This window comes from Bacillus sp. NPDC057893, assembly GCF_042796455.1.
Lineage (GTDB): Bacteria > Bacillota > Bacilli > Bacillales > Bacillaceae_G > Bacillus_A.
Map to the genome: position 1 here is coordinate 218,231 of NZ_JBHVNG010000003.1, position 22,750 is coordinate 240,980.

The window sequence follows — 22,750 nt, forward strand, 5'->3', positions numbered from 1 at the left end:
GTTATTGATATAAGTGACTACCAGTTTCTTTGAATTCTACCGCTTTCTCTTTCATTCCTTTTTCAATTGCTTCTGTCGTTTCTAAATCATTTTCTTTCGCATATTCACGAATATCATGCGAAATTCTCATACTACAAAACTTCGGTCCACACATTGAACAGAAATGAGCTGTTTTCGCCCCTTCTGCTGGCAACGTTTCATCATGATACTCCATCGCACGTTCAGGATCTAAAGATAAATTAAATTGATCGCGCCAACGGAATTCAAATCGTGCTTTTGAAAGTGCATCATCACGCTGATGAGCCGTTTTATGCCCTTTCGCAAGATCGGCTGCATGCGCAGCGATTTTGTACGTAATAACACCCGCACGTACATCATCTTTATTTGGTAAACCTAAATGTTCTTTCGGTGTTACATAACAAAGCATCGCCGTTCCAAACCAGCCAATCATCGCAGCACCAATCGCTGATGTAATATGGTCATAACCTGGTGCAATATCTGTCGTTAACGGCCCAAGTGTATAGAACGGCGCACCCTGACAAATATCAAGTTCTTTCTCCATATTTTCTTTAATTAAATGCATCGGTACATGCCCAGGTCCTTCAATCATAACTTGCACATCATGTTTCCAAGCGATTTTTGTTAATTCACCAAGTGTTTCAAGCTCAGAAAACTGCGCTTCGTCATTTGCATCTGCAATAGAACCTGGACGTAATCCATCTCCAAGAGAGAAAGAAACATCGTACTGCTTCATAATTTCACAAATCTCTTCAAAGTGAGTATATAGGAAGTTTTCTTTATGATGGAATAAACACCACTGCGCCATAATCGAACCACCGCGCGAAACAATACCTGTCATACGCTTTGCAGTAATTGGAATGTAACGAAGTAATACACCCGCGTGAATCGTGAAGTAATCAACGCCTTGCTCCGCCTGCTCAATTAACGTATCGCGGTACACTTCCCACGTTAAATCCTCTGCAATTCCGTTTACTTTTTCAAGCGCTTGATAAATTGGCACAGTTCCAACTGGTACCGGGGCATTACGAATAATCCACTCACGTGTTGTATGAATGTTTTTACCTGTAGATAAATCCATAATCGTATCTGCACCCCAGCGAGTCGCCCACGTCATCTTCTCTACTTCTTCTGCAATAGAAGACGATACAGCAGAGTTTCCGATATTTGCATTTACCTTTACGTGAAAATTACGTCCAATTATCATCGGTTCCGCTTCAGGATGGTTAATGTTCGCCGGCAAAATCGCACGACCTTCTGCAATCTCCTTACGAACAAATTCAGGCTCTACCCCTTCACGAATCGCAACATATTCCATCTCAGACGTAATAATGCCATTACGCGCATAATGCATTTGCGAAACATTTGCACCCTGCTTCGCTCTAAGCGGCTTACGGTCCATTTGCGGGAAAACAGGTGTATGTTTTGAAGCCACTTTCACACCGTCATCCTCTGGTTTTACTTCGCGCCCTTCGTATCCTTCTACATCACCACGCCCCAGGGTCCAAGAGTGGCGCGGCGTTGGAATCCCCTTTTCCAGCTCAACTTTATACTCTGGATCTGTATAAGGTCCACTCGTATCATACACACGGATTGGCAGATTTTGAACACCATTCGTATCGCTTTGTTCAATCTCGCGCATCGGCACTTTCATACCCGCGCGAGGCCCATCCACATACACTTTCTTACTTCCTGGTAAACTCGATTTCAATTCAATTTGCTCTGCAGAAACAGACTGTTTCATAACCTTTATTGCCCCCCTGTTCGTGACAAGGACGAGATATGGCCAGCGTATGCCAAAATAAAAAGAGCCAGGTCCATAAAAAAATAAGGACCTGGCTCATAAAGACATAATTATGTAAAGCCGTTAACTTCCCTACGCTGGTACGAGCCAGATCAGGTCCAAAGGGTTAAGAAGTTCACACGCTTCTCTCTCAGCCTACGCATACGTTAGGCACCCCTAGTTTATCACTGATTTAATTTTCAATACTTTCCCATCATACCCTATAATCTGAAAAATGCAAAGGTTATTTATTTTTCGTTTACGGGATCATCCACGTTAAATAATAAGCCTGCACATACGTCATAATCCCAACAATAGTAACGAAAAATAAACTATGCTTCAATGTAAAGCGGAACAAATCTGACTCTTTCCCAGCAAGTCCAACTGCCGCACAAGCAATCGCAATTGATTGTGGAGAAATCATTTTACCTGTTACACCGCCCGTTGTATTTGCTGCAACGAGAAGCACTTCAGATACACCGACTTGCTGCGCTGTAATTGCTTGCAAATTCGAGAACAGTGCGTTCGCTGACGTATCTGATCCTGTTAAGAATACCCCAATCCAGCCTAAGAATGGTGAGAAGAACGGGAATAATCCGCCAGTTCCTGCAAGTGCTAACGCTAATGTAGAAGATAAACCAGAATAGTTTGCGATAAATGCGAATCCTAATACGAATCCAATAGATAGAATTGGCATTTTTAGTTCGTTTAACGTTTCTTTAAATGTTGCTACTGCATCTTTTGCACTCATTTTCAAAATAAAGATAGAAATGATACAAGCAATTAAAATTGCTGTTCCAGTCGCTGATAAAACATCTAATTTCAAGATTGCTTCATAAGGTGTTGGTTTATTTACAATTGGCTCTGCTTTCATTACTAAATTGTGCAAGCCTGGAACTTCAAATTTAAATACGAGACTTTCTAAAGCACCACCTGGAGCGAATAATGCTTTAAAGAAACTTTGGCTCCAAATGACTACCATCACAGTTAAAATAATGAACGGAGACCATGCTTTTACTACTTTTCCTACTGTTAGTTTCGGCATAGATGTCGTCGTTGCTGCTACTTCACTATTTGCTTCTTTAGACTGATAAATTTCTTTCGGCTGCCAAACTTTTAAGAATAGCGATAAACTTACTAAACTTACAAGCGCTGACGTAATATCAGGAAGTTCTGGCCCTAAAAACGTCGCTGTAATAAACTGTGTAATTGCAAATGAACTACCAGCTACAAATAAAGCAGGCCACGTTTGTCTTACTCCTTTAAAACCATCCATTAAAAATACGATAAAGAACGGAACAAATAAAGATAAGAACGGTAATTGATGCCCAGCCATTTGTCCAATTTTATGTGGATCAATGCCTGTTACTTGTCCAGCAACTGTAATCGGAATCCCCATCGCTCCGAACGCTACTGGTGCAGTATTTGCGATTAAACAAAGACCTGCTGCATATAAAGGATTTAGCCCAAGACCTGCAAGAAGCGCTGCCGTAATCGCTACTGGTGCACCAAATCCTGCTGCCCCTTCCAAAAATGCTCCAAATGAAAACCCGATTAAAATAACGAGTAAACGATGGTCATTCGTAATGGATAATACAGATGCACGAATGACATCAAATTGACCTGTTTTCACAGAAATTTTATATAAAAATACTGACATAATGATAATCCACGCAATTGGCCATAATCCGTATAAGAAACCGTATCCAGTCGCTGCCATTGCCATTGTGAATGGCATTTTATACGCAAATAACGCCACCAAAATCGTTAATACAACTGTAATAAATCCTGCCACATACCCCTTCATGCGGAAAACTGCTAAAGCTAAGAAAAAAAAGATGATTGGAATAAGTGCGACTGCTGCCGAAATCCAAATGTTACCGAACGGATCGTAAACTTGTGTCCATGTGTTCATTGTTCTCTCCCCCTAAAGAATCCCCTTTTAAATAGATATAACCTTATCAATAGACTATCAGGTCATCATACCTTTAAGTCTAAAAAATATAAACGCCTACGAAAACGTTTTCATTAATTTTATCACACCAATTTTCATTTAAAAAGATTTTTTTGAAAATTTTATCATTTAAACGGAAAATCTTACAAAAACGTCACGTTCTTGTAATGTTAATCGATAGGAAGCTTACCAAATTTACTGCATACTAAAGGTATAACAACGGACATTACTTATGAGGTGATATATATGAACGGAAACAAAATATTAGCAGCTTTATCATACTTTAGTGTACTATTCGCGCCTATCTTATTCCCTATTATCGTGTGGATTGTGGGCGATTCTGAAACGAAACCACATGCAAAACGTGCTCTATGGACACATATCATTCCAAGCATCGCTTCATTTATTGGATTAGTTATTTTAGGAATTATGGGCATCGGATCTGATCAACCAGACGTAACACTTGGAATTGGAGCAATCATCGTCTTATGCATTTGCGGAATCATTAGCTTATACTACTTCGTTTGGAATATCGTGAAAGGTATTAAGGTACTGAAAGCTTAGTTTTAAACAAACGTTTGATTAAAACTAAACTGTCGCATGATCGTAAATGAAATTTTATCGGCGATTCGACAAGAGTAACCTACCTATTAATAAGAAAAAAACCGTCCCAAAATACCTTTTGGGACGGTTTTTTTATCTTCTGCGTTTCTTCTTTTTTCTCATCATTTTCTTTCGGCGCGTATTCGCTTTATCCGCTATAATGTGGAGCGTACTCGCCACAACAATTCCCATTACAAACGTTACAATTTCAACCTCGTGTTCCTTCGCAATTTCTATTAAATTCCCGTCGAATGCTATTATATTTAATAGGAATAAAAACGGAGAAAATACGATTAACATGTATGCAATACGAATAATATCACCAATTATAATCGTATGTGTGAAGAAGGAACGATGGGGCATTACGCTCCTATATGGATACCAAAAAATGCGGAGGAATCCCCATTTATTATACGCATTACTGTACGTATCTAAATCCGGTGTTAAAAATGAAGTACCTACTAAAAAGCCAATTGCAAAAGTTAATAAAAAATCAAAATTTGTTAATCCATACGAAAAGAGCATAAACAAAACAACCGGAAGGGATATTAAGTTTATTTTCGTATGCGTTCTTCCTGATGGCATAATGCACTTCCTCGCTTACGTTCGCCCTGTCATCCGACAGGTCTCACCTATTGATCTAATTTTTGATCGATAAATGATGTGTCTATATCCGAAACAAACCACTCTGCCAACTTCACTCGTGCCTTATCTTTCACTTCTTCATTTACGTATATCGATGCTTGTAATAGTGCGGCCATTAACGCACCTAAATCATCCGTATAACCAACTCCAGCAATGAAATCTGGGATTGCATCAATCGGTGCAATGAAATAAGCAAGTGCTCCGATGACAATAATTTTCACTCGTTTTGGAACATCCGGTCTTTGCAAAACGTAAAACAACAATAAACTCGCATAGATTACCGACTGCCCTGCCTGCTTCGCAACATGTTTTATTTTCTTCCAAAACGCTTCAACTGAAAATTTTTGTTTCATTCAAAAGCCTCCCTATTTTCAAAAGAAATAAGCTACAATATGTTATGTTATCAGTAAAAGTTCATCAAAATTACACATAATCTATCAATGAAATTTCATTGTAACAAACAAAACCGAAAAGAACAAGTGTTCGTTAATTTTTCGTATTTTCCTTCATATAATAGTTTTCTAGACAACCACTTAAAGATTTCTATTCCATATTTCTCAACCAAAAAACTTTCAATTCCCCTTAACATTCTTTTCTATTTTTGTTATATTTTCTAGTTGACGAGCATATAAACGAATGTTAAAGTTTTCTCTGGTAGTGACAAATCACATACAAAAAATGTAAAATGTTATAGTGTTTCTCAGAAATGAATTTTGTTGTATAATACAGAAATGACGTTATGCTTATGAGCAGCACAAGAAACCAAAAAGGGTATGCATAGTTAAAGTCGTATATGGGTGAATATAGAAACTCTAATTATGGACAAGAAAACTATGTATTTTTTATTTTAGCATTTTTCGCTCCAAAATCGACCAAGCCTGATAGAGAAAGGGTGGAAATGAATGAAAGAAACCATGAAATCACAATTTCAAAATGTGCGTTTCACTTTATTCGTAGCTTTGGCCGTATGGCTAAAAACCTACATCATTACACGCACTAGCTTCGATTTAAAACTTGAATCTTTCATGCAAGAATTCATTTTATTCATTAGTCCATTAGCAGCATCATTACTGTTTGTGGGTCTTGCATTATTTGCAAAAGGGAAAAAACGTAACTATATAGCACTAGGAATTAACTTTATCTTAACGTTCATTCTTGTTGGTAACGTAATGTTCTACGGATTCTACAATGACTTCGTTACTTTACCAGTACTAGGACAAACATCTAATTTTGGGAGCTTAGGTTCTAGTGTGAAAGAATTATTTAACTTCAAAATCATCCTTGCATTTGCGGATATTATCGTATTCTTCGTTCTATTGAAAAAGAAGAAAGATTTTGCACCGACAGAGCGTGTAGCACGTCCGATGCGTTCCCTATACTTCGTGTCAACAGTTGCTATTTTCTGCGTAAACCTAGGATTTGCAGAAGCTGAGCGTCCAGAACTATTAACACGTTCATTTGACCGCGTTATGCTTGTTAAAAACTTAGGATTATATGTACACCAAGCATACGATCTTGGCCTACAAGCAAAATCAAGTTCACAAAAAGCGTTTGCTGATAGTAGTAAATTACAAGAAGCAGAAAACTATGTGAAAACAACACAAAGTAAACCAGATCCAAATATGTATGGTACTGCAAAAGGGAAAAACGTAATTGTTGTCTCTCTTGAATCATTACAAACATTCTTAATTGGTGCGCAAGTTAACGGACAAGAAGTTACACCATTCCTAAACCAATTTGCGAAAGAAAGTTATTACTTCGATAACTTCTTCCATCAAACTGGGCAAGGTAAAACATCTGATGCTGAATTCTTAGTAGATACTTCGTTATATCCACTAGACCGTGGTGCTGTATTCTTCACACACGGTAACAACGAATATACAGCAACTCCAGAAATTTTGCGTGAGCAAGGGTATCACACATCAGTATTCCATGCAAACAACGCAACATTCTGGAACCGTAATATTATGTATCCGGCACTTGGTTATGATCGTTACTACAACGAACTTGACTACAAGATTACGCCAGAAACAAAATTAAACTGGGGACTAAAAGATATCGAATACTTCGATCAGTCTATCGATATGTTAAAACAAGTGAAGCAACCGTTCTATACTCGCTTCCTTACTTTAACAAACCATTACCCCTTCACTTATGATGACAGTACGAAATTAATCGACGAGTACAATTCTGGTGATGGAGTATTTGACCGCTATATGGTAACAGCTCGCTACTTAGACGAAGCAATGAAGCACTTTATTGAGCGTCTAAAAGCTGAAGGTATTTACGACAACTCTGTTATCGTATTCTACGGTGACCATTATGGTATTTCTGAAAACCATAACCGTGCAATGGCACAGTTCTTAGGAAAAGAAGAAATTACTACATTTGACCATATGAACTTACAAAAAACACCGATGTTTATTCATGTTCCAGGTCAAAAAGAGGGTAAAACAATTTCAAAACCAACTGGTGAAATTGACATTAAACCAACAATTCTAAACCTACTTGGTGTAGATTCTTCGAATCAAATCCAATTCGGTCATGATGTATTCTCACCAGACAATAAAGGATTCGTTGTTCTTCGTGACGGTAGCTTCATTACAGATAAGTACATGTACACAAACAGTACATTCTACGACCGTAACACAGGTGAAGTTGTACAATTACCGAAAGAGGAAGCTCAACCACTTATTGATCGTGCACAAAATGAATTGCACATGTCAGACAAAATCATTGAAGGCGACTTACTTCGCTTCTCTGAAAGCAATAAGACCAAAACTGGTGAAGTAAAAACGGCTATTAAAGAAGAAAAGAAGAGCGCTGAGTAATCTCAGCCTCTTTTTTATTTTCCTCTCTACAAATTCTTCTATACATTAACTTTAAAATTACATAACCTTCACCTAATATTTACACCACATTAACGAAACATCTTTATAATAAAATATGTAAACAAGGTTCCACATATTTCTTATCTCTCATCTTCAATAAGATCCCTTAGAGAAATATGCGCATCATTTGTTTTCAACTTTCTTATAATTGTCTTTCCAAGTGTTTTGTTTGCATAAATGAAACCTTTAAAGACGATGTCCCTATGAAAGATAGCTACCCTCCTTTTGCAGCATTCCATAAGAATGTTGCTTTTTTTTTTTCAAAAAGCAGGATTCTTATTTCTCATTTTCGAATTTGTATATACAAAATGCTATAAATCACCACTACTTCTCTATGATTTACAAATACATATACGTCATATGCGGAGAATTACTTACATAAAAATAACTAGAGTGCTTTTTATTCATGTACTAACGAAAGGATGGGACGAAAATTGGCATACGAAAGATTTGTACTATGGAATGATGCAGTTATTGATACAACGAAACATCGCGCGTACATAGAACTTGAAGAAAGAGGTTTACAATTTGGCGATGGCGTCTATGAAGTTATTCGCCTTTATAACGGAAACTTTCACTTATTAGACCCACATTTAACAAGATTATATCGATCCATGGAAGAAATAGAATTATCACTCCCTTTCTCAAAAGCCGAACTCATCATCTTACTCTACAAATTAATTGAAAACAATAATTTCCACGAAGACGGAACAATTTACTTACAAGTATCTCGTGGTGTACAAGCTCGAGCACATGCATTCTCATATGACACATCTCCGACAATCTATGCTTATATTTCAAAAAAAGAAAGACCATCTTTATGGATTGAATACGGTGTACGTGCTATATCAGAACCTGATACACGCTGGCTCCGCTGTGATATTAAATCGTTAAATTTATTACCAAATGTATTAGCTTATACGAAAGCTGAACGCAAAGGTTGTAAAGAAGCACTTCTCGTACGGAATGGTATTGTAACTGAAGGTAGCCACTCTAACTTTTTTCTCATAAAAAACGGAACACTGTATACGCATCCAGCCAATCACCTTATTTTAAACGGCATTATTCGTCAGTACGTCCTTTCTTTAGCTAACACTCTTCAACTTCCTGTACAAGAAGAGCTTTTCAGCGTTCGCGATGTTTATCAAGCAGATGAATGCTTCTTTACGGGAACGACTATTGAAATTTTGCCGATGACACATCTCGATGGAACTGCGATTCAAGATGGTCAAGTTGGCCCTATCACCAAATTACTACAAAGGTCATTTTCTCAAAGCCTTTTAAAATCCAACAGCACATCTTCCTAAATACGAATAATCTCCTCTCTTTCTACAACAAATATATGTATTTAAATGGAAATCAAGGTATGAATTTATGCCTTGATTTTTTCTTGTAATCTTTTTGTCATATTCAGATTACCGCATAAGTCTTGACAGTAATCGACATGCTCTTTAGAATTTTTAACAGTTGGTAAATATTTCTTCACTACATTACAGACAGAAAGGAATCGACAAATTATGAAAAAATACCTTGCCGGTCTTGCGGCAGTGTCTGTAGCAGGAGGAGCAGCACCTACACTTGATAGTGTTCAAGCTGCCCCTGAACAAAATACACAAAAAGCTGCTACACAAGCTGTCCAAGCTTCCGCATCAAACAGTTCATCTTATACGGTGAATACTAGCGTATTACATGTTCGTGCAGGATCAAGTACTTCTCACGACATCATCTCTCGCGTTTATAATGGTCAGTCATTAAACGTAATTGGAGAAGAAAATGGTTGGTTCAAAATTAACCAGAATGGTCAAACAGGCTATGTTAGTGGCGAATTTGTATCAAAAAATGGTGCAAAAACAAATAACAATGTAAGTACAGGTGGAAACAATAAAGTTACTGCTGATGTATTACGTGTACGTACAGCTCCTAACACTTCTAGTTCTGTTTCAGGACGTGTATATGAAGGACAAACTTTAAACGTAATTGGAGAAGAAAATGGTTGGGTGAAAATCAACCATAACGGACAAACTGGTTATGTTAGTAGCCAATTTGTATCAGGTGCTTCTTCAAATACTGGCTCTACAAACAGTAACAACAATAGTAACAATGAAGCAACTGTTCAACCAGCAAGCGGAAACTATACAGTAAATGTATCTTCCCTTCGCGTTCGTACAGGTCCTAGCACTTCTCATCCAACTGTAGGTTCTGTTAAACAAGGACAAGTAGTACAAGTTGTAGGCGAAGTTCAAGATTGGTTCAAAATCAATTACGCAGGACAAACAGCTTACTTAAGCAAAGACTACGTAACAAAAGGCGGCTCTAACGAAAACGTTACTCAAGGTAACAACCAAGAGCAAAATAATAATGGAACTGTTCAAACTGGTGGTACTTACGTCGTTAACGCAACATCTCTACGTGTTCGTACAGGCCCTGCTGCTTACCATAGTGTAATTGGCGGCGTGTTAAATGGTACAACATTAAACGTAGTTGGATCTGAAAACGGATGGTTTAAAGTAAACTACCAAGGAAAAACAGGCTATGTTAGTAGCGAATTTGTAAAATTCGTTAAAGGTGGCACTGCTACTCCTGAACAACCGAAACAACCTGATCAGCCAAAACAACCTGATCAAGGTGCAATTGGCGACTACTACATTAATGCTTCTGCACTAAATGTACGTAGCGGCGAAGGTACAAATTATAGAATCATAGGCGCACTTCCACAAGGACAGAAGGTTCAAGTAATCTCTGAAAACTCTGGATGGAGCAAAATTAACTACAACGGTCAAACTGGTTACATCGGAACACGTTTCCTATCTAAAACACCAGTTGGCGGCGCAGTAGATAATAAGCCTAACGAAAACCAAAATAACAATCAAAATAATAACAACAATAACAATAATACTAATAATAGCGGTGACAGTTCTTCTCTACTTGCATACGCGAAATCTATGCAAGGCGTACCATACGTTTGGGGCGGTACTTCTGCTAACGGTGTTGACTGCAGTGGTTACATCTACCACGTATTTAAGAAATTTGGTCATAACATTAGCCGTCAAAGTGTTGCTGGATATTGGAGCAGCTTACCACAAACTTCAAGTCCACAACCTGGAGACTTAATTTATTTCAAAGACACTTATAAAGCAGGTCCTTCTCACATGGGTATCTACCTTGGCGGGGGATCATTTATCCAATCTGGAGATAAAGGTGTAGCAATCGCTTCATTAAGCAACTCTTATTGGAAAAGCCATTTCTTAGGGTATACGAAAGCACCTTAAGTTATAGTTTCAGAGCCTTCTAGTTTACTAGAAGGCTCTTTTTTAAATAACTATATATATGAATACCCTTTTATTCTCTCCACGAAAAAATTATGCGTTCATTCTCCTATTTCATACACTATATTCTACAAAAATTGCCCAAAACGTTATCATAATGAATATATTCCCATAAAAAACATAACCTATTTCATGTCAATTCATTTTATATGTGTTTTTTCAAAGAATTTTCTTTTTATTTAAACTTTTCGACAGACGTTTGACCTCTGATGTCCATTATGATAAGTTACTTAAGATGTTATATTTGCAGAAGTATAGACAACTGTGTTATACACTTTTTTACTATGAGGAAGGAGCATACACTGCATGAATCTTTTATGGGGAATTGGCGGCGTGATTGGAGTATTAGCAATTGCTTTCTTACTATCTTCCAACCGCAAAGCTATTAATTGGCGCACAATTTTAATCGCGCTAGCATTACAAATGTCATTTTCATTTATTGTATTACGATGGGATGCTGGAAAAGCAGGCTTAAAAGTTGCTGCTGACGGCGTTCAAGGATTAATTAATTTTTCTTACGAGGGAATTAGGTTCGTTGCTGGGGATTTAGTCAACGCAAAAGGCCCTTGGGGATTTGTTTTCGTTATTCAAGCACTACTTCCAATCGTATTTATTAGTTCATTAGTAGCAATCTTATATTACTTAGGTATTATGCAGAAATTTGTTAGTATCATTGGTGGTGCATTAAGCAAACTTCTTGGAACTTCTAAAGCAGAAAGCTTAAATGCAGTAACGACTGTATTTTTAGGACAAACAGAAGCACCAATTTTAATTAAACCATACTTAGCACGTTTAACTAACAGTGAGTTCTTCACTATTATGGTAAGTGGTATGACAGCTGTTGCCGGATCAGTTCTTGTCGGCTATGCAGCGATGGGCATTCCATTAGAACATTTATTAGCAGCAGCAATTATGGCAGCTCCATCAAGTTTATTAATTGCAAAACTAATTATGCCAGAAACAGAAAAAGTAGATAATAACGTTGAACTTTCTACAGAACGTGAAGACGCAAACGTTATCGATGCAGCTGCACGCGGTGCATCTGAAGGTATACAACTTGTTATTAACGTAGCAGCAATGTTAATGGCTTTCATCGCATTAATCGCTTTATTAAATGGCCTATTAGGATGGGTTGGTTCTTGGTTCGATATTAAACTTAGCCTTGATTTAATCTTCGGTTACTTACTATCACCATTTGCAATCTTAATCGGTGTTTCACCGGGCGAAGCCGTGCAAGCAGCTAGTTTCATCGGTCAAAAACTTGCAATCAACGAATTCGTTGCATATGCAAACTTAGGACCACACATGGCAGATTTCTCTGAAAAAACAAATCTAATTTTAACATTCGCAATCTGTGGTTTCGCAAACTTCTCTTCTATCGCAATTCAATTAGGTGTAACAGGAACGTTAGCTCCTACTCGCCGTAAACAAATTGCACAATTAGGGATCAAAGCAGTTATCGCTGGTACACTAGCGAACTTCTTAAACGCAGCAGTTGCAGGTATGATGTTCCTATAAATTCATGAAAGCCTCCTTTTTAAAAAGGAGGCTTTTTTATATAGTATAAACATAATTTTTATATATATTAAATCCTTTATGTCTAGATATATAGACAATATGTTACAATAATTAGTATGTCTGTTTATTTTTTCTTGTACAAGAAGGATACTACTTGATGTATCTCGCCCCAAAAAACTTCCAGCTACATGATCCATTTCTTAATAATTGTGCATACTACAAATATCCAGCACGAATTATCTGTAAGGAGGAAAGTTTCGTGAAAGATAAGTCTTATAAAGTCCTCTCTATGTGGATTTTACAAATTTTATTTTATTTTACTACTATACATGTGACGAAATATGAGCACGCGCTCATTTTTACAATTATATATGTCATCATAAATGTACTATTCCTATTTTTAGCTGATAAAACAGCATTTATTTTCTTCATACTGGGAACAATCATTTCAGTATTCTATTTATTTTATCAAGCATGGCTTCACTTATGGAGTACATCAGATCAATGGGAATATATTATTACCCACTTCCTGATGGCAGCTAACTTCTTCATTGTTTATATTTCAACCCATTTATTAAAAAAGGTTATCCTTAAAAATAAAGAGTTAACTGAACGAGTGAGAGTGCTTGAGCAATACATTGGAGAATCAAAATTATTAACAAGACAAGAATTCGAAAGACGACAAGCTTTATTAACAACTGCGATGAATCGTCGTAATGAAACAGGCATTATCATTTTCTTTGATTTCACTTCCTTTAGTAAATATACGAAGGAAAGTGTCATGGATCGTGTAGCTTCATTATTAGTTGAAACGGTAAGGAATGACTTTGACCTTGCTGCTGAATACGACAGCAATACACTGGTTATTTTACTACAAAACACAAATGAAGCCGGTGCTGATATTGTAATGAACCGCCTAAAGCCAAAAATGGAGCAATGGCTTGCTAATGAGGCAATCCAAGACATGAAAATTTCACGAGAGCAAATTGGAAACAAAGGACCGACATTATTATGATGACACTCGTTATACTCCTTTTATTCCTTCTGTTCTGCGTACTCGTTTTCTGGATCAGCATCACATTTTCAATTAAATATGTATTGATTTTTACCGCCTTTCTATTCTCTGCTTTACTCGTTTATTACTCTTTCTTAACAATTGCGGGCTTAATTCATCGAAATAGTAAACGAAAAGATCGTACGCTGGAACATTATCCAAGTGTAGATATTTTAATACCCGCTCATAATGAAGGGGTTGTTATTAAAGATACATTAGAAGCAATGGCAAAGATTGAATACCCAGGCAAACTAAACGTTTATTTATTAAACGATAACTCTCAAGATGAAACACCTGAAATTGGCGATGATTTCGACAAAGCTTATGCTCATATTCATCACATTCGTGTACCACCTGGCGAGCCGAAAGGAAAATCGCGTGTATTAAACTACGGCCTTAGCATTTCGGACGGTGAATATTTCTGTGTTTATGATGCAGATAATCAACCTGAACCACATGCACTGCGAATGCTCGTAGAACATGCTGAAACAACCCAGGATGCCGTTGGGGCAGTTGGACACGTTCGTACAGTAAATGAAAAAAGAAATTGGCTTACACGAATGATTTCATTAGAATTTCAAATTTTTCAGCTCCTTATGCAATCTGGACGCTGGCTATTATTCCAAACAGGTTCACTAACCGGAACAAACATGCTTCTTCGTCGTTCTGCATTAGAAGAACTTGGCGGCTATGACCCTTATGCAATCGCAGAGGATGCCGAATTAACATTAAGAATTACCCAAAAGGGCTATCTCTTACCAATCGTCCCAGAATCGATTACATGGGAACAAGAACCTGAGCATTTAAAAATTCTTATTAAACAGCGTACACGTTGGCTTCAAGGAAACTTATACATTTTAGAAAAAATGTTTTCTTCGTTAAGCTTCTTTAAAGGAAAACTTCTCGTCCATTCCTTACAACAAGTTTTAGTGTATGTCATATTTTGGCTATTCCTAATCATTTCAAACGTTTGGTTTGTAATTGGACTGCTCGGCATATTCCAAATTCAATATAGCATTCCATTACTATTTATGTGGTATGTCGCATATATTACATATGTTTCTCAATTATTTAGTGCCCAGAGCGTCGAACGAACCTTTACACCGACCAACATTTTCATAAGCGTCATTATGTACTTTACGTACGCACAGCTCTTTACGTATTTGTTTATTCGCAGTCTCATTCTTTACTTACGCGCAAAGAGCAAAAAACAAGTAATTGGTTGGGATAAAACAGTACGATTTAAAAAAGAAAAATAGATTTCATTAAAAAATAAGCACAGAGCGCCGTATGCTCTGTGCTTATTTTTTACCGTAATACTATATATCAGACAATACCCCTTAGCAGAAAGTTATTTCACGTCCATCCCCCAACGAACGATCGACCTTCATTTATATACGAAAAAGTGATTGCTATTTTTGTAGAACCAATTGCTTCTCTTGATGCTCTTTACGAGTTTCAGTCTTCGGTTCCGTGCTTTCTTGGGCATTTCGATGTGCCACACGTTTCAAGCAAATATGCTTCCACTTTCTTTCGTAACGTTTCATTATTCTAGTTGTCCCCCTTGAATGCGATTTAAAACTATTTGAAATCGCTTACAGGAAATAATATAGCACATATACATAAAAGTGACAACACATTTCCGACATATTTTTGTCAAAAATATGAATATAATGTGTAAAATATCGGATATTGTCGAACCATATCGATTTTTCTTTTTAAACTACAGCTATCCACACTTTTCCTAATATTTGCATTTAAAAAGGAGCTGACATAAAATCAGCCCCTTTCCTTCTATTATTTATGTTGTTTCATACGCCCTTCTTTTTGCAACTCTTTAAATAGTGCTGCAATCATAAAGAAAATAACAAATACAAATGGGAATGCCGCAATAATCGACGCTGTTTGTAGCGCCTCTAATCCACCGACATACAATAAGATCGAAGCTAACGCTGCTAGGACAATACCCCAAACCATTTTAATACGATTTGGTGGGTTTAAGCTACCATGTGTCGTTAACATCGCTAGAACAAACGTAGCGGAGTCTGCCGATGTAATAAAGAATGTTGAAATAAGTAAAATAGCTAACACACATAAAGTCGGTCCCATACTACCCATCTGGTCTAACATAGCAAACAATCCTATTTCTGTGCCCGTTTCTTTAATTTGGCCATATATATTCGCCCCGTCGAACAATTCCATATGAATACCTGTCCCTCCGAAAACAGAGAACCAAAGCGCACCAATTACTGTTGGTACGAGTAACACACCAATAACAAATTCACGAATTGTACGCCCGCGTGACACACGGGCAATAAACGTACCTACGAATGGTGACCATGCAATCCACCATGCCCAGTAGAAAATTGTCCATGACTGAATCCATTGATTTCCGCCTTCATTTAATGGACTTAAACGGAAACTCATACTTGGTAATTCTTGAATGTATGATCCGATTGTTGAAGTGAAATAATTCATAATAAAGTTTGTTGGACCTGCAAATAATACAATTATCATAAGTGCAAACGCTAAAATAATATTCGCATTACTTAAATATTTAATTCCTTTATCGAGTCCTGTTTGCGCAGATAACATATAAAGAACAGTTACAATTCCGATGATTACTAACTGTGTCGATAATGAGTTGGGAATGGATGTTAAATAACTAACACCACCCGCAATTTGCTTTGCCCCAAGTCCTAATGATGTCGCCACACCAAATACTGTCGCAAATACAGCTAGAACATCAAACATATGGGCAATACGGCCATGTTCACCGCCCTTAAATAGTGGACCCACTGCCGCACTAATTGTACTTGCTCTTCCTTTTCTAAATGTAAAATACGCAATACATAATGCTACAAGTGCATATAATCCCCATGGATGTAATCCCCAATGGAAAAATGAGAAACGAAGTGCAAGACGTGCACTCTCTTCAGTCGCACCCTCTCCAAACGGAGGTGTGTATAAATGATTCAACGGTTCTGCAACGCCCCAGAAAACCAAACCGATTCCCATACCGGCACTAAATAACATAGCAAACCATGTCATATAACTATAATCAGGTTCATCATCATCTTTACCTAAACGAATCGAACCGTACTTAGAAACAATTAAGAAAATAGCAATTCCTAAGAAAATAGAAACGGAAATAATATAGAACCATCCAAACTTACTAACTAACGCAGCTTGAATTGCAGTCGTTACATTTCCTAAGCTACCTTTTCCAATAATAGATTCGGGAATAATCCCCCAAAGTGTAAATGCAATGCATAATGTTAATGAGACAATAAATGTTTTCGTCAGTTTCCTCATCAAATCCCCCTTCGTATGTTTCATTTCTTGTAAATATCATAAATTCCGATATGTTAAATCGGATAGAAAACCATAGTTTTTGTGGTGATTTTCTTTCGGCTCTCTCAAGTTTGCCTTCACCAATTAGAGTTCTTATGGACAGCCTTACCTTCCGTACAACCTTTTCACTCTGCAAGAGCTACAAGATTGGAATACTACTGTCAAATTGTGTGAGAAAAATGCGGATGGGAAGAGATTTTCCCAAAAAAGGATGTGTTACAGTTTTAAAAAAGGGCAGATTTATTCTTTACAACCCTTTCTTCTTGTAACAATTATGCGGTTTTTTTGCTAGTATATAGCGCGTGTTTATAACTTCACAAACGAGATGTTTATGTTTATATAACTATATTACCCATAAAACGGTAAAATACTCAAGGAATGTAACTGTATAGTAATCATTACGTAATACTCTTGTAACATTCTTATTTACACCGAAAAAATTATGTTGTATTAAATATTTTGAATATAACTAGAAACCTACTAATTATATGGAATGAAAAACGCTTTCCTCTAATTCTAGCTATATTACAAATTGTTAACGACTTATTACGAATGGTTTGTAATTGTGTGTTTTCCCAAAATCCGAAAAAATCTGTTGCTATAATGAGGACACGAAAACAAACGCAATGGAGGCTATCATGAAAAAATTAATTGGAATAGCAACAGCAGCAGTTTTTGGTCTTGGGATTTTCACCGCATCTGCTAACGCAGAAACTGTTGTAAAAACAGACGTACTAAACGTACGAGAAAACCCTACTACTGAATCAAAAGTTGTCGGTAAATTACAGAATGGTCATAAATTAGATGTTCTAAATACAGAAAACGGATGGTCACAAATCAAATTAGATGGTAAAGACGCATTCGTAAGTACAGAGTTTACAAAGAACTCTTACTATGTAACAGCTAACGTATTAAATGTACGTGCTGAAGCGAACACAAACTCAGAAATTCTTGGAACGCTTAAGAAAGACGATATGATCGAAACAACGAACCAAGTACAAAATGAGTGGTTACAATTTGAATATAACGGGAAAACGGCTTATGTTCATGTTCCTTTCTTAACAGGTACAGCACCTGTTATTGAGAAACAAGAAACGCCTGCTCCTGCTAAAGCTGCAGCACCAGCTAAGGCTCAAGTACCTGCACCAGTAAAAACAGCTGCTAAGCCTGCTGTGAAAGCTGCTGAAACTAGCGAACCTTCTAATGGTCGTGAGTTAACTGTTGTAGCTACAGCATATACAGCTCATCCGAGCGAAAACGGTGGCACATACGGCGGCCGTGTATTAACTGCAATGGGTCATGACCTAACAGCGAACCCAAACATGAAAATGATCGCTGTTGACCCGAAAGTAATCCCGTTAGGATCTAAAGTATGGGTAGAAGGTTATGGAGAAGCAATCGCTGGTGATACTGGCGGTGCAATTAAAGGTAACCGTATCGACATTCTACTTGGATCAGATAGCGCTGCTAACAAATGGGGACGCAAAACTGTTAAAGTGAAAATTTTAAAATAACCAATGACTGCTAAAGCCGGTTCTCTTTGTTGAGAGCTGGCTTTTATTTTTTTATAATACATATAAGGAGGTTATACCAATGAATATACAAGCAAAAGTAGACTGGGTCGGTACACCAAAACCGTACATATATAAAGATGATGTAACATATGATGCAATCGCAGTTGACTTCTCACTAGCAAACGATGACAATCGCTATAAATTAATTGTGCTTGGCCATGAAGAAAATACACATTACAAACTCGTACAATACGGAATAAAACTAGGCTCTCAAAAGCCATTCCCTATTGATATTCCATTCGAGCAAGGAATGCTACCGCTCATAGAACAAATATTAAACGATCCATATGTACAAGAGGTATTAAAGGAAGCGCGCTTCTAATCAAAAAAGGATGTCACCTAGCAAAAAAGTTCAACTAGGTGACATCCTTTTCTAGTTTTCCTTGTTGGACATTAGTAAAGGAAATTATATCTATCATAACTTACAATATATCAACGGTTCGACATGAAATATCGACTTACCGACAAAGATTGACAATATCGGCGCTACAAAAAAGAGACTGTTCAAAATTGAACAGCCTCTCTTTTTTGTTAACGAGTCGGACCCGATATTCCCTCTGATTTCAGCGTATTATTTGCTCCAAGAGAATGGTACAACAGCTTTCCATTTCCATTAACAGTAACGATATGATCATTATTAAAACTCTTGAATTTCACAGAGCCATCACCATAACGAATATGATATTCTTCATATGTCGTTACTTTATATTTCGTCGCACTTTGACGTTCTACATTGCGAATATTCATTGTCAATAAATCTTCTGTAATTCCTTTTTTCTGTAGATATTGTAAGTAATCACGGTCTTCCTTATACGATTTCCCGCTCTTATCATAATCATTTTCAATTAAACTAAAATCGTTTAATGCAATTGCACGTACGTTATTATAAATATGATTTTGTACAAAATCTCCAACCGCTGAACTAGAAGCTTCTTTTGGGAACTTTAAGTAATATGTACTTTGATCTCCAACTTTAATACTTTCAGATTTCATCACACCAAATTCAGCGTTTTTCTCTAAATGTACTTCTACCGTTTCATCCGTCGGTACAGGACCAAGTTTATAACTTCCGTAATTTAACTTCCCGCGTTTCTTGCCATTAACAAATACAGTTGCATCATTTTCATCAGATGAAATGGTTACATAATTTCCTTCAAGTGATAAATTCACTTCTACTGTCCCATTCTTTTCATCTGCTAAATCCACTTCTTTTTCTGTCTCTAATTCAGCAAGTTCTGTCTTCGCCTTTGCCTTTACAACATAAGTACCCGGGAAGTATGGACCTAATTCTTTCGAAGTTTTATCACTGGAAAGCTCTGTTTCTTTTTTATCATTCACATATATTTCAGCATTCTTTGCAGTTGTGCTAACATTCATGTAATACGATTTCATGCTGAACTTATACTTCGGATATAAGAACCACTCTTTCCCGTCTTCTATAATTTTCCCATCTTTAAAAGATGCTTTATCACTTGCTAACTTTTGATCTACTGTCTCTCTTTGCAAATATGATAACAGTTCTTTATTATAAGAAGGATTTTCTTTTAAATAACGGATATACGCCTTAATATCTTCTGTCTTAACCTTTAAGGTTGGATCGTCTACTTTCAAAATCTCATCGATTGCATTAACATCTTTATTTTGGAATGCTTCGATCATTGCATTTACTTGCTTTTCCTTCGAAAACTTGCTTGCACCGAATTTATATGCGCCAAACAAAATAGCAAAAACAATGACAAAACCTATAAGTAAAAACATGTTTTTCTTACTTTTCACTGGCTTTGTTTCACTCCGCATTTCTGAATGAGAAGAAGCTGTTTGATCAGCGATTTCTTCTACTTTACTTCCGCAATCAGGACAAAAGTTCAATTGATCTGCGACTTGTTTATTGCATGTTCCACAAAACTTCAATATACTCTCCCCCTACTTTTTCGCTAATTTCATTCCGGCCAATGCCGCTACATATGTCACAATAAAACTAAACAAAGTTAAATATACAAATGAATTTTGCATAGATAATACAGTACCACTCGCTCCAAATACATTCATTACCTTTCCAGACACATCAATTTGGAACTTAGAAATTATGTTCATTACAATCATCATAATTGTATAAGAACCGCTACATACCGCTAGTGTAATGTATATATTAGTGGTCGGTAATCCTGCTAATTTCCTACCTGCTCTAAACATAAAGAAGAACGGGATCACAAGTAATAATAAACCATAATGGAAGCTGCTATTTACTTCATCAACCTCAGCAATATCTTCCTGCGTTCCTCTTTGTGCAATCACTATATCTTTCATCCCAATCCCATTTACAGAAATGCCTGATACGAATGAAAAGGCCATTTTGTTATCAGATGATTTCTTACTAATTCCTTTAAATTCACGATCAAATGCTGGACTTGATACTTCTAACGGAGAAAAATGAGCCATACTCCATAATTGAGGTGTTAATTCTAGTGCTAATAATACACCTTGCGTTTTTGAAGCTTTCATTTCTTTTAACGGTTCAATACGTTCTTCGTTACTTACTAACGCCATAGCTAAAATACACGTTACTACCGCTGTCACTAAAAGTCCTTTTAACATAGCTGAAATCCCATAATAAATAGATGCCCCATATGGCATTAACTCTTGAAATGCTGCTGCCATATTGTTTTTGCTTGTATGAACAATAAATCCTACTAAAGTGAATAACGTTCCACATACAAAACCACTTAGGAAGCTCTTTACAGCTGAATAACCAACTGTTATCTTACCTGCATCTGAGAATGGAATTACAAAAGATTGTGATGCTACAAAGCTTATAATAAGTAAAAAGATTCCATATATAATACCGACTGTTGCTGCTACAAAAATTTGATCCTTAATCGTCTTCGCAACACGTTGTTTTCCTAACCATATTCCCGTACCAGCTAAAATAATGAATGGAACAATTAATAATAAAACAAATGGAGTATGCCAAGATAAAGATAACATCAATCCACTATCATCACCGGCTGTAAAACCAAGCAAATGATAATTTAATAGCGTAGAAGTTGCGCTTGCATAGAAGCTTGGTAGCATTTCCAGTTCTTTCATAAGATTGCTAAACATCTCACTTAATATAGAAGCAAATAATAAACTTCCAATCCAGCCAGCAACTAACATGAGAACACTTGCAATAGCCCCACCAATTAAACCTGTTTTGAAAGTTGCTTTATCTGCTGTAAATGCAACTTTAGGAGCACTATCCATCGTAGGTAATTTTACGATTTGTTCTTTTTGCTTAACAACAAATAAAGAATGCCCACATTTTTGACAATATACATTTTGCTGAGCATTTTCATTACCGCAACCTCTACAATATTTAGCAGTATCTTGCTCTAACATTACCGTATCTACTGCCCCTGAAATCTCCATACTTCCTTCATTAGGACAATAATTCACTTCTTCACCATGTTGTTTTCCGCACGTGCGACAATACATCTTATTCACTCCCCACTTTGCTTAATTCCACAAACCGGGCAGTAAGTAGAGTTTTTATCAATATACTCATTACATGTAATACAATTTTCCTTCTCACTATTACTTTCTACCGCTAACATCGGGTTAGGATTTCCACATGAACCACAGAACTTATCATTTATTGATAAAGACCCACCACATTCACAAGTAGCTTTCTCGCCTTGTTGTTTTTGCAATTCAACTATTCGTTTTCTCGCTTGATAAATAGCAACATCAAACTCTTGAATTGGAGCAATCACTTCTTTTAAACTCGCTTCATTTACTCCGTTTCCTCTTAGTTGGACATATACCTGTTGTCCAAGCTCTAATAAAACTTCTGCTTTTTTCTGCATTTGCACTTGCATTCCTTTTTTCAACTGAGCAATTTCTTGTGCAATTTGCAACTTCTGCTTTCCTTGTTCTATTCCCTCTTGTAACTTATTCATTCCACTACCTAATTTCGTCTGTAAATCTGACAAATGTTTTCTCCCCCTATAAATATATAGTAATATACAAAATTAACATTATATATATTACC

The 22,750-nt window shown here is 36.7% G+C and carries 18 protein-coding genes and 1 riboswitch; of the genes, 9 read left to right on the top strand and 9 right to left on the bottom strand.

Features of this window, described 5'->3' with window-relative positions:
* Position 1: 1 nt before the first annotated feature.
* Together thiC and lldP are read right to left on the bottom strand one after the other, a co-directional pair.
* Positions 2 to 1,762: a phosphomethylpyrimidine synthase ThiC gene (gene thiC, locus ACFVQC_RS17005; protein ID WP_377889947.1), complete on the bottom strand. Its 1,761-nt coding sequence runs from the start codon at positions 1,760 to 1,762 to the stop codon at positions 2 to 4.
* A 112-nt stretch (positions 1,763 to 1,874) separates the two neighbouring features.
* Positions 1,875 to 1,990: riboswitch (TPP riboswitch) on the bottom strand.
* Between the two features lie 70 nt (positions 1,991 to 2,060).
* Positions 2,061 to 3,716, bottom strand: coding sequence for an L-lactate permease (gene lldP / locus ACFVQC_RS17010; RefSeq protein ID WP_088060539.1), 1,656 nt, complete (start codon positions 3,714 to 3,716; stop codon positions 2,061 to 2,063).
* 285 nt (positions 3,717 to 4,001) lie between these two features.
* Here lldP and ACFVQC_RS17015 point away from each other — a divergent pair, with 285 nt between their 5' ends.
* Positions 4,002 to 4,319, top strand: coding sequence for a magnetosome magnetite crystal formation protein family (locus tag ACFVQC_RS17015; protein ID WP_002112931.1), 318 nt, complete (start codon positions 4,002 to 4,004; stop codon positions 4,317 to 4,319).
* Positions 4,320 to 4,451: 132 nt separating this feature from the next.
* Here ACFVQC_RS17015 and ACFVQC_RS17020 read toward each other — a convergent pair whose 3' ends face one another.
* Together ACFVQC_RS17020 and ACFVQC_RS17025 are read right to left on the bottom strand one after the other, a co-directional pair.
* The gene (locus ACFVQC_RS17020; protein ID WP_070145518.1) at positions 4,452 to 4,943 is read right to left on the bottom strand and encodes a metal-binding protein; all 492 of its coding nucleotides are present in this window, start codon (positions 4,941 to 4,943) and stop codon (positions 4,452 to 4,454) included.
* A 47-nt stretch (positions 4,944 to 4,990) separates the two neighbouring features.
* Positions 4,991 to 5,356, bottom strand: a complete 366-nt coding sequence (locus tag ACFVQC_RS17025; RefSeq protein ID WP_377889952.1) for a YkvA family protein — start codon at positions 5,354 to 5,356, stop codon at positions 4,991 to 4,993.
* 549 nt (positions 5,357 to 5,905) lie between these two features.
* Between ACFVQC_RS17025 and ACFVQC_RS17030 the strand changes: the two genes are divergently transcribed.
* The 6 genes from ACFVQC_RS17030 (at position 5,906) to ACFVQC_RS17055 (ending at position 15,051) form a co-directional block, all read left to right on the top strand.
* On the top strand, positions 5,906 to 7,834 hold the full coding sequence (locus tag ACFVQC_RS17030) for an LTA synthase family protein (RefSeq protein WP_002144821.1): 1,929 nt from the start codon (positions 5,906 to 5,908) through the stop codon (positions 7,832 to 7,834).
* A 482-nt stretch (positions 7,835 to 8,316) separates the two neighbouring features.
* Complete coding sequence (locus ACFVQC_RS17035; RefSeq protein ID WP_080019097.1) at positions 8,317 to 9,201, top strand: D-amino-acid transaminase; 885 nt, start codon at positions 8,317 to 8,319, stop codon at positions 9,199 to 9,201.
* Between the two features lie 210 nt (positions 9,202 to 9,411).
* Positions 9,412 to 11,163, top strand: coding sequence for a C40 family peptidase (locus ACFVQC_RS17040; protein ID WP_377889955.1), 1,752 nt, complete (start codon positions 9,412 to 9,414; stop codon positions 11,161 to 11,163).
* 363 nt (positions 11,164 to 11,526) lie between these two features.
* Positions 11,527 to 12,738 carry a NupC/NupG family nucleoside CNT transporter gene (locus ACFVQC_RS17045; RefSeq protein ID WP_377889957.1) on the top strand — a complete coding sequence of 404 codons (1,212 nt, stop codon included), beginning with the start codon at positions 11,527 to 11,529 and terminating at the stop codon, positions 12,736 to 12,738.
* A gap of 259 nt (positions 12,739 to 12,997) precedes the next feature.
* Entirely contained in the window at positions 12,998 to 13,753 is a 756-nt protein-coding gene (locus ACFVQC_RS17050) for a diguanylate cyclase domain-containing protein (RefSeq protein WP_377889496.1), read from the top strand.
* Positions 13,750 to 15,051, top strand: coding sequence for a glycosyltransferase family 2 protein (locus ACFVQC_RS17055; RefSeq protein ID WP_377889498.1), 1,302 nt, complete (start codon positions 13,750 to 13,752; stop codon positions 15,049 to 15,051). Before ACFVQC_RS17050 ends, ACFVQC_RS17055 begins: the two co-directional genes overlap by 4 nt.
* 153 nt (positions 15,052 to 15,204) lie before the next feature.
* Here ACFVQC_RS17055 and ACFVQC_RS17060 read toward each other — a convergent pair whose 3' ends face one another.
* The gene (locus ACFVQC_RS17060; RefSeq protein WP_002068447.1) at positions 15,205 to 15,339 is read right to left on the bottom strand and encodes a hypothetical protein; all 135 of its coding nucleotides are present in this window, start codon (positions 15,337 to 15,339) and stop codon (positions 15,205 to 15,207) included.
* Between the two features lie 250 nt (positions 15,340 to 15,589).
* On the bottom strand, positions 15,590 to 17,107 hold the full coding sequence (gene opuD, locus ACFVQC_RS17065; RefSeq protein ID WP_377889501.1) for a glycine betaine transporter OpuD: 1,518 nt from the start codon (positions 17,105 to 17,107) through the stop codon (positions 15,590 to 15,592).
* Positions 17,108 to 17,784: 677 nt separating this feature from the next.
* On the opposite strand from opuD, the gene ACFVQC_RS17070 reads away from it, so the two are divergent.
* Both ACFVQC_RS17070 and ACFVQC_RS17075 read left to right on the top strand, forming a co-directional pair.
* Entirely contained in the window at positions 17,785 to 18,660 is an 876-nt protein-coding gene (locus ACFVQC_RS17070) for a cell wall-binding protein EntA (protein ID WP_377889505.1), read from the top strand.
* 79 nt (positions 18,661 to 18,739) lie between these two features.
* Positions 18,740 to 19,042 carry a DUF3910 family protein gene (locus tag ACFVQC_RS17075; protein ID WP_002144812.1) on the top strand — a complete coding sequence of 101 codons (303 nt, stop codon included), beginning with the start codon at positions 18,740 to 18,742 and terminating at the stop codon, positions 19,040 to 19,042.
* A 209-nt stretch (positions 19,043 to 19,251) separates the two neighbouring features.
* Here the strand turns inward: ACFVQC_RS17075 and ACFVQC_RS17080 are convergent, their stop codons facing one another.
* The 3 genes from ACFVQC_RS17080 to ACFVQC_RS17090 are packed head-to-tail and all read right to left on the bottom strand — an operon-like array spanning position 19,252 to position 22,691.
* Positions 19,252 to 20,631: a zinc ribbon domain-containing protein gene (locus ACFVQC_RS17080; protein ID WP_377898753.1), complete on the bottom strand. Its 1,380-nt coding sequence runs from the start codon at positions 20,629 to 20,631 to the stop codon at positions 19,252 to 19,254.
* Positions 20,632 to 20,643: 12 nt separating this feature from the next.
* Entirely contained in the window at positions 20,644 to 22,194 is a 1,551-nt protein-coding gene (locus ACFVQC_RS17085; protein WP_377898754.1) for a zinc ribbon domain-containing protein, read from the bottom strand.
* Positions 22,195 to 22,199: 5 nt separating this feature from the next.
* On the bottom strand, positions 22,200 to 22,691 hold the full coding sequence (locus ACFVQC_RS17090) for a zinc ribbon domain-containing protein (RefSeq protein ID WP_144505107.1): 492 nt from the start codon (positions 22,689 to 22,691) through the stop codon (positions 22,200 to 22,202).
* Positions 22,692 to 22,750: the final 59 nt, after the last annotated feature.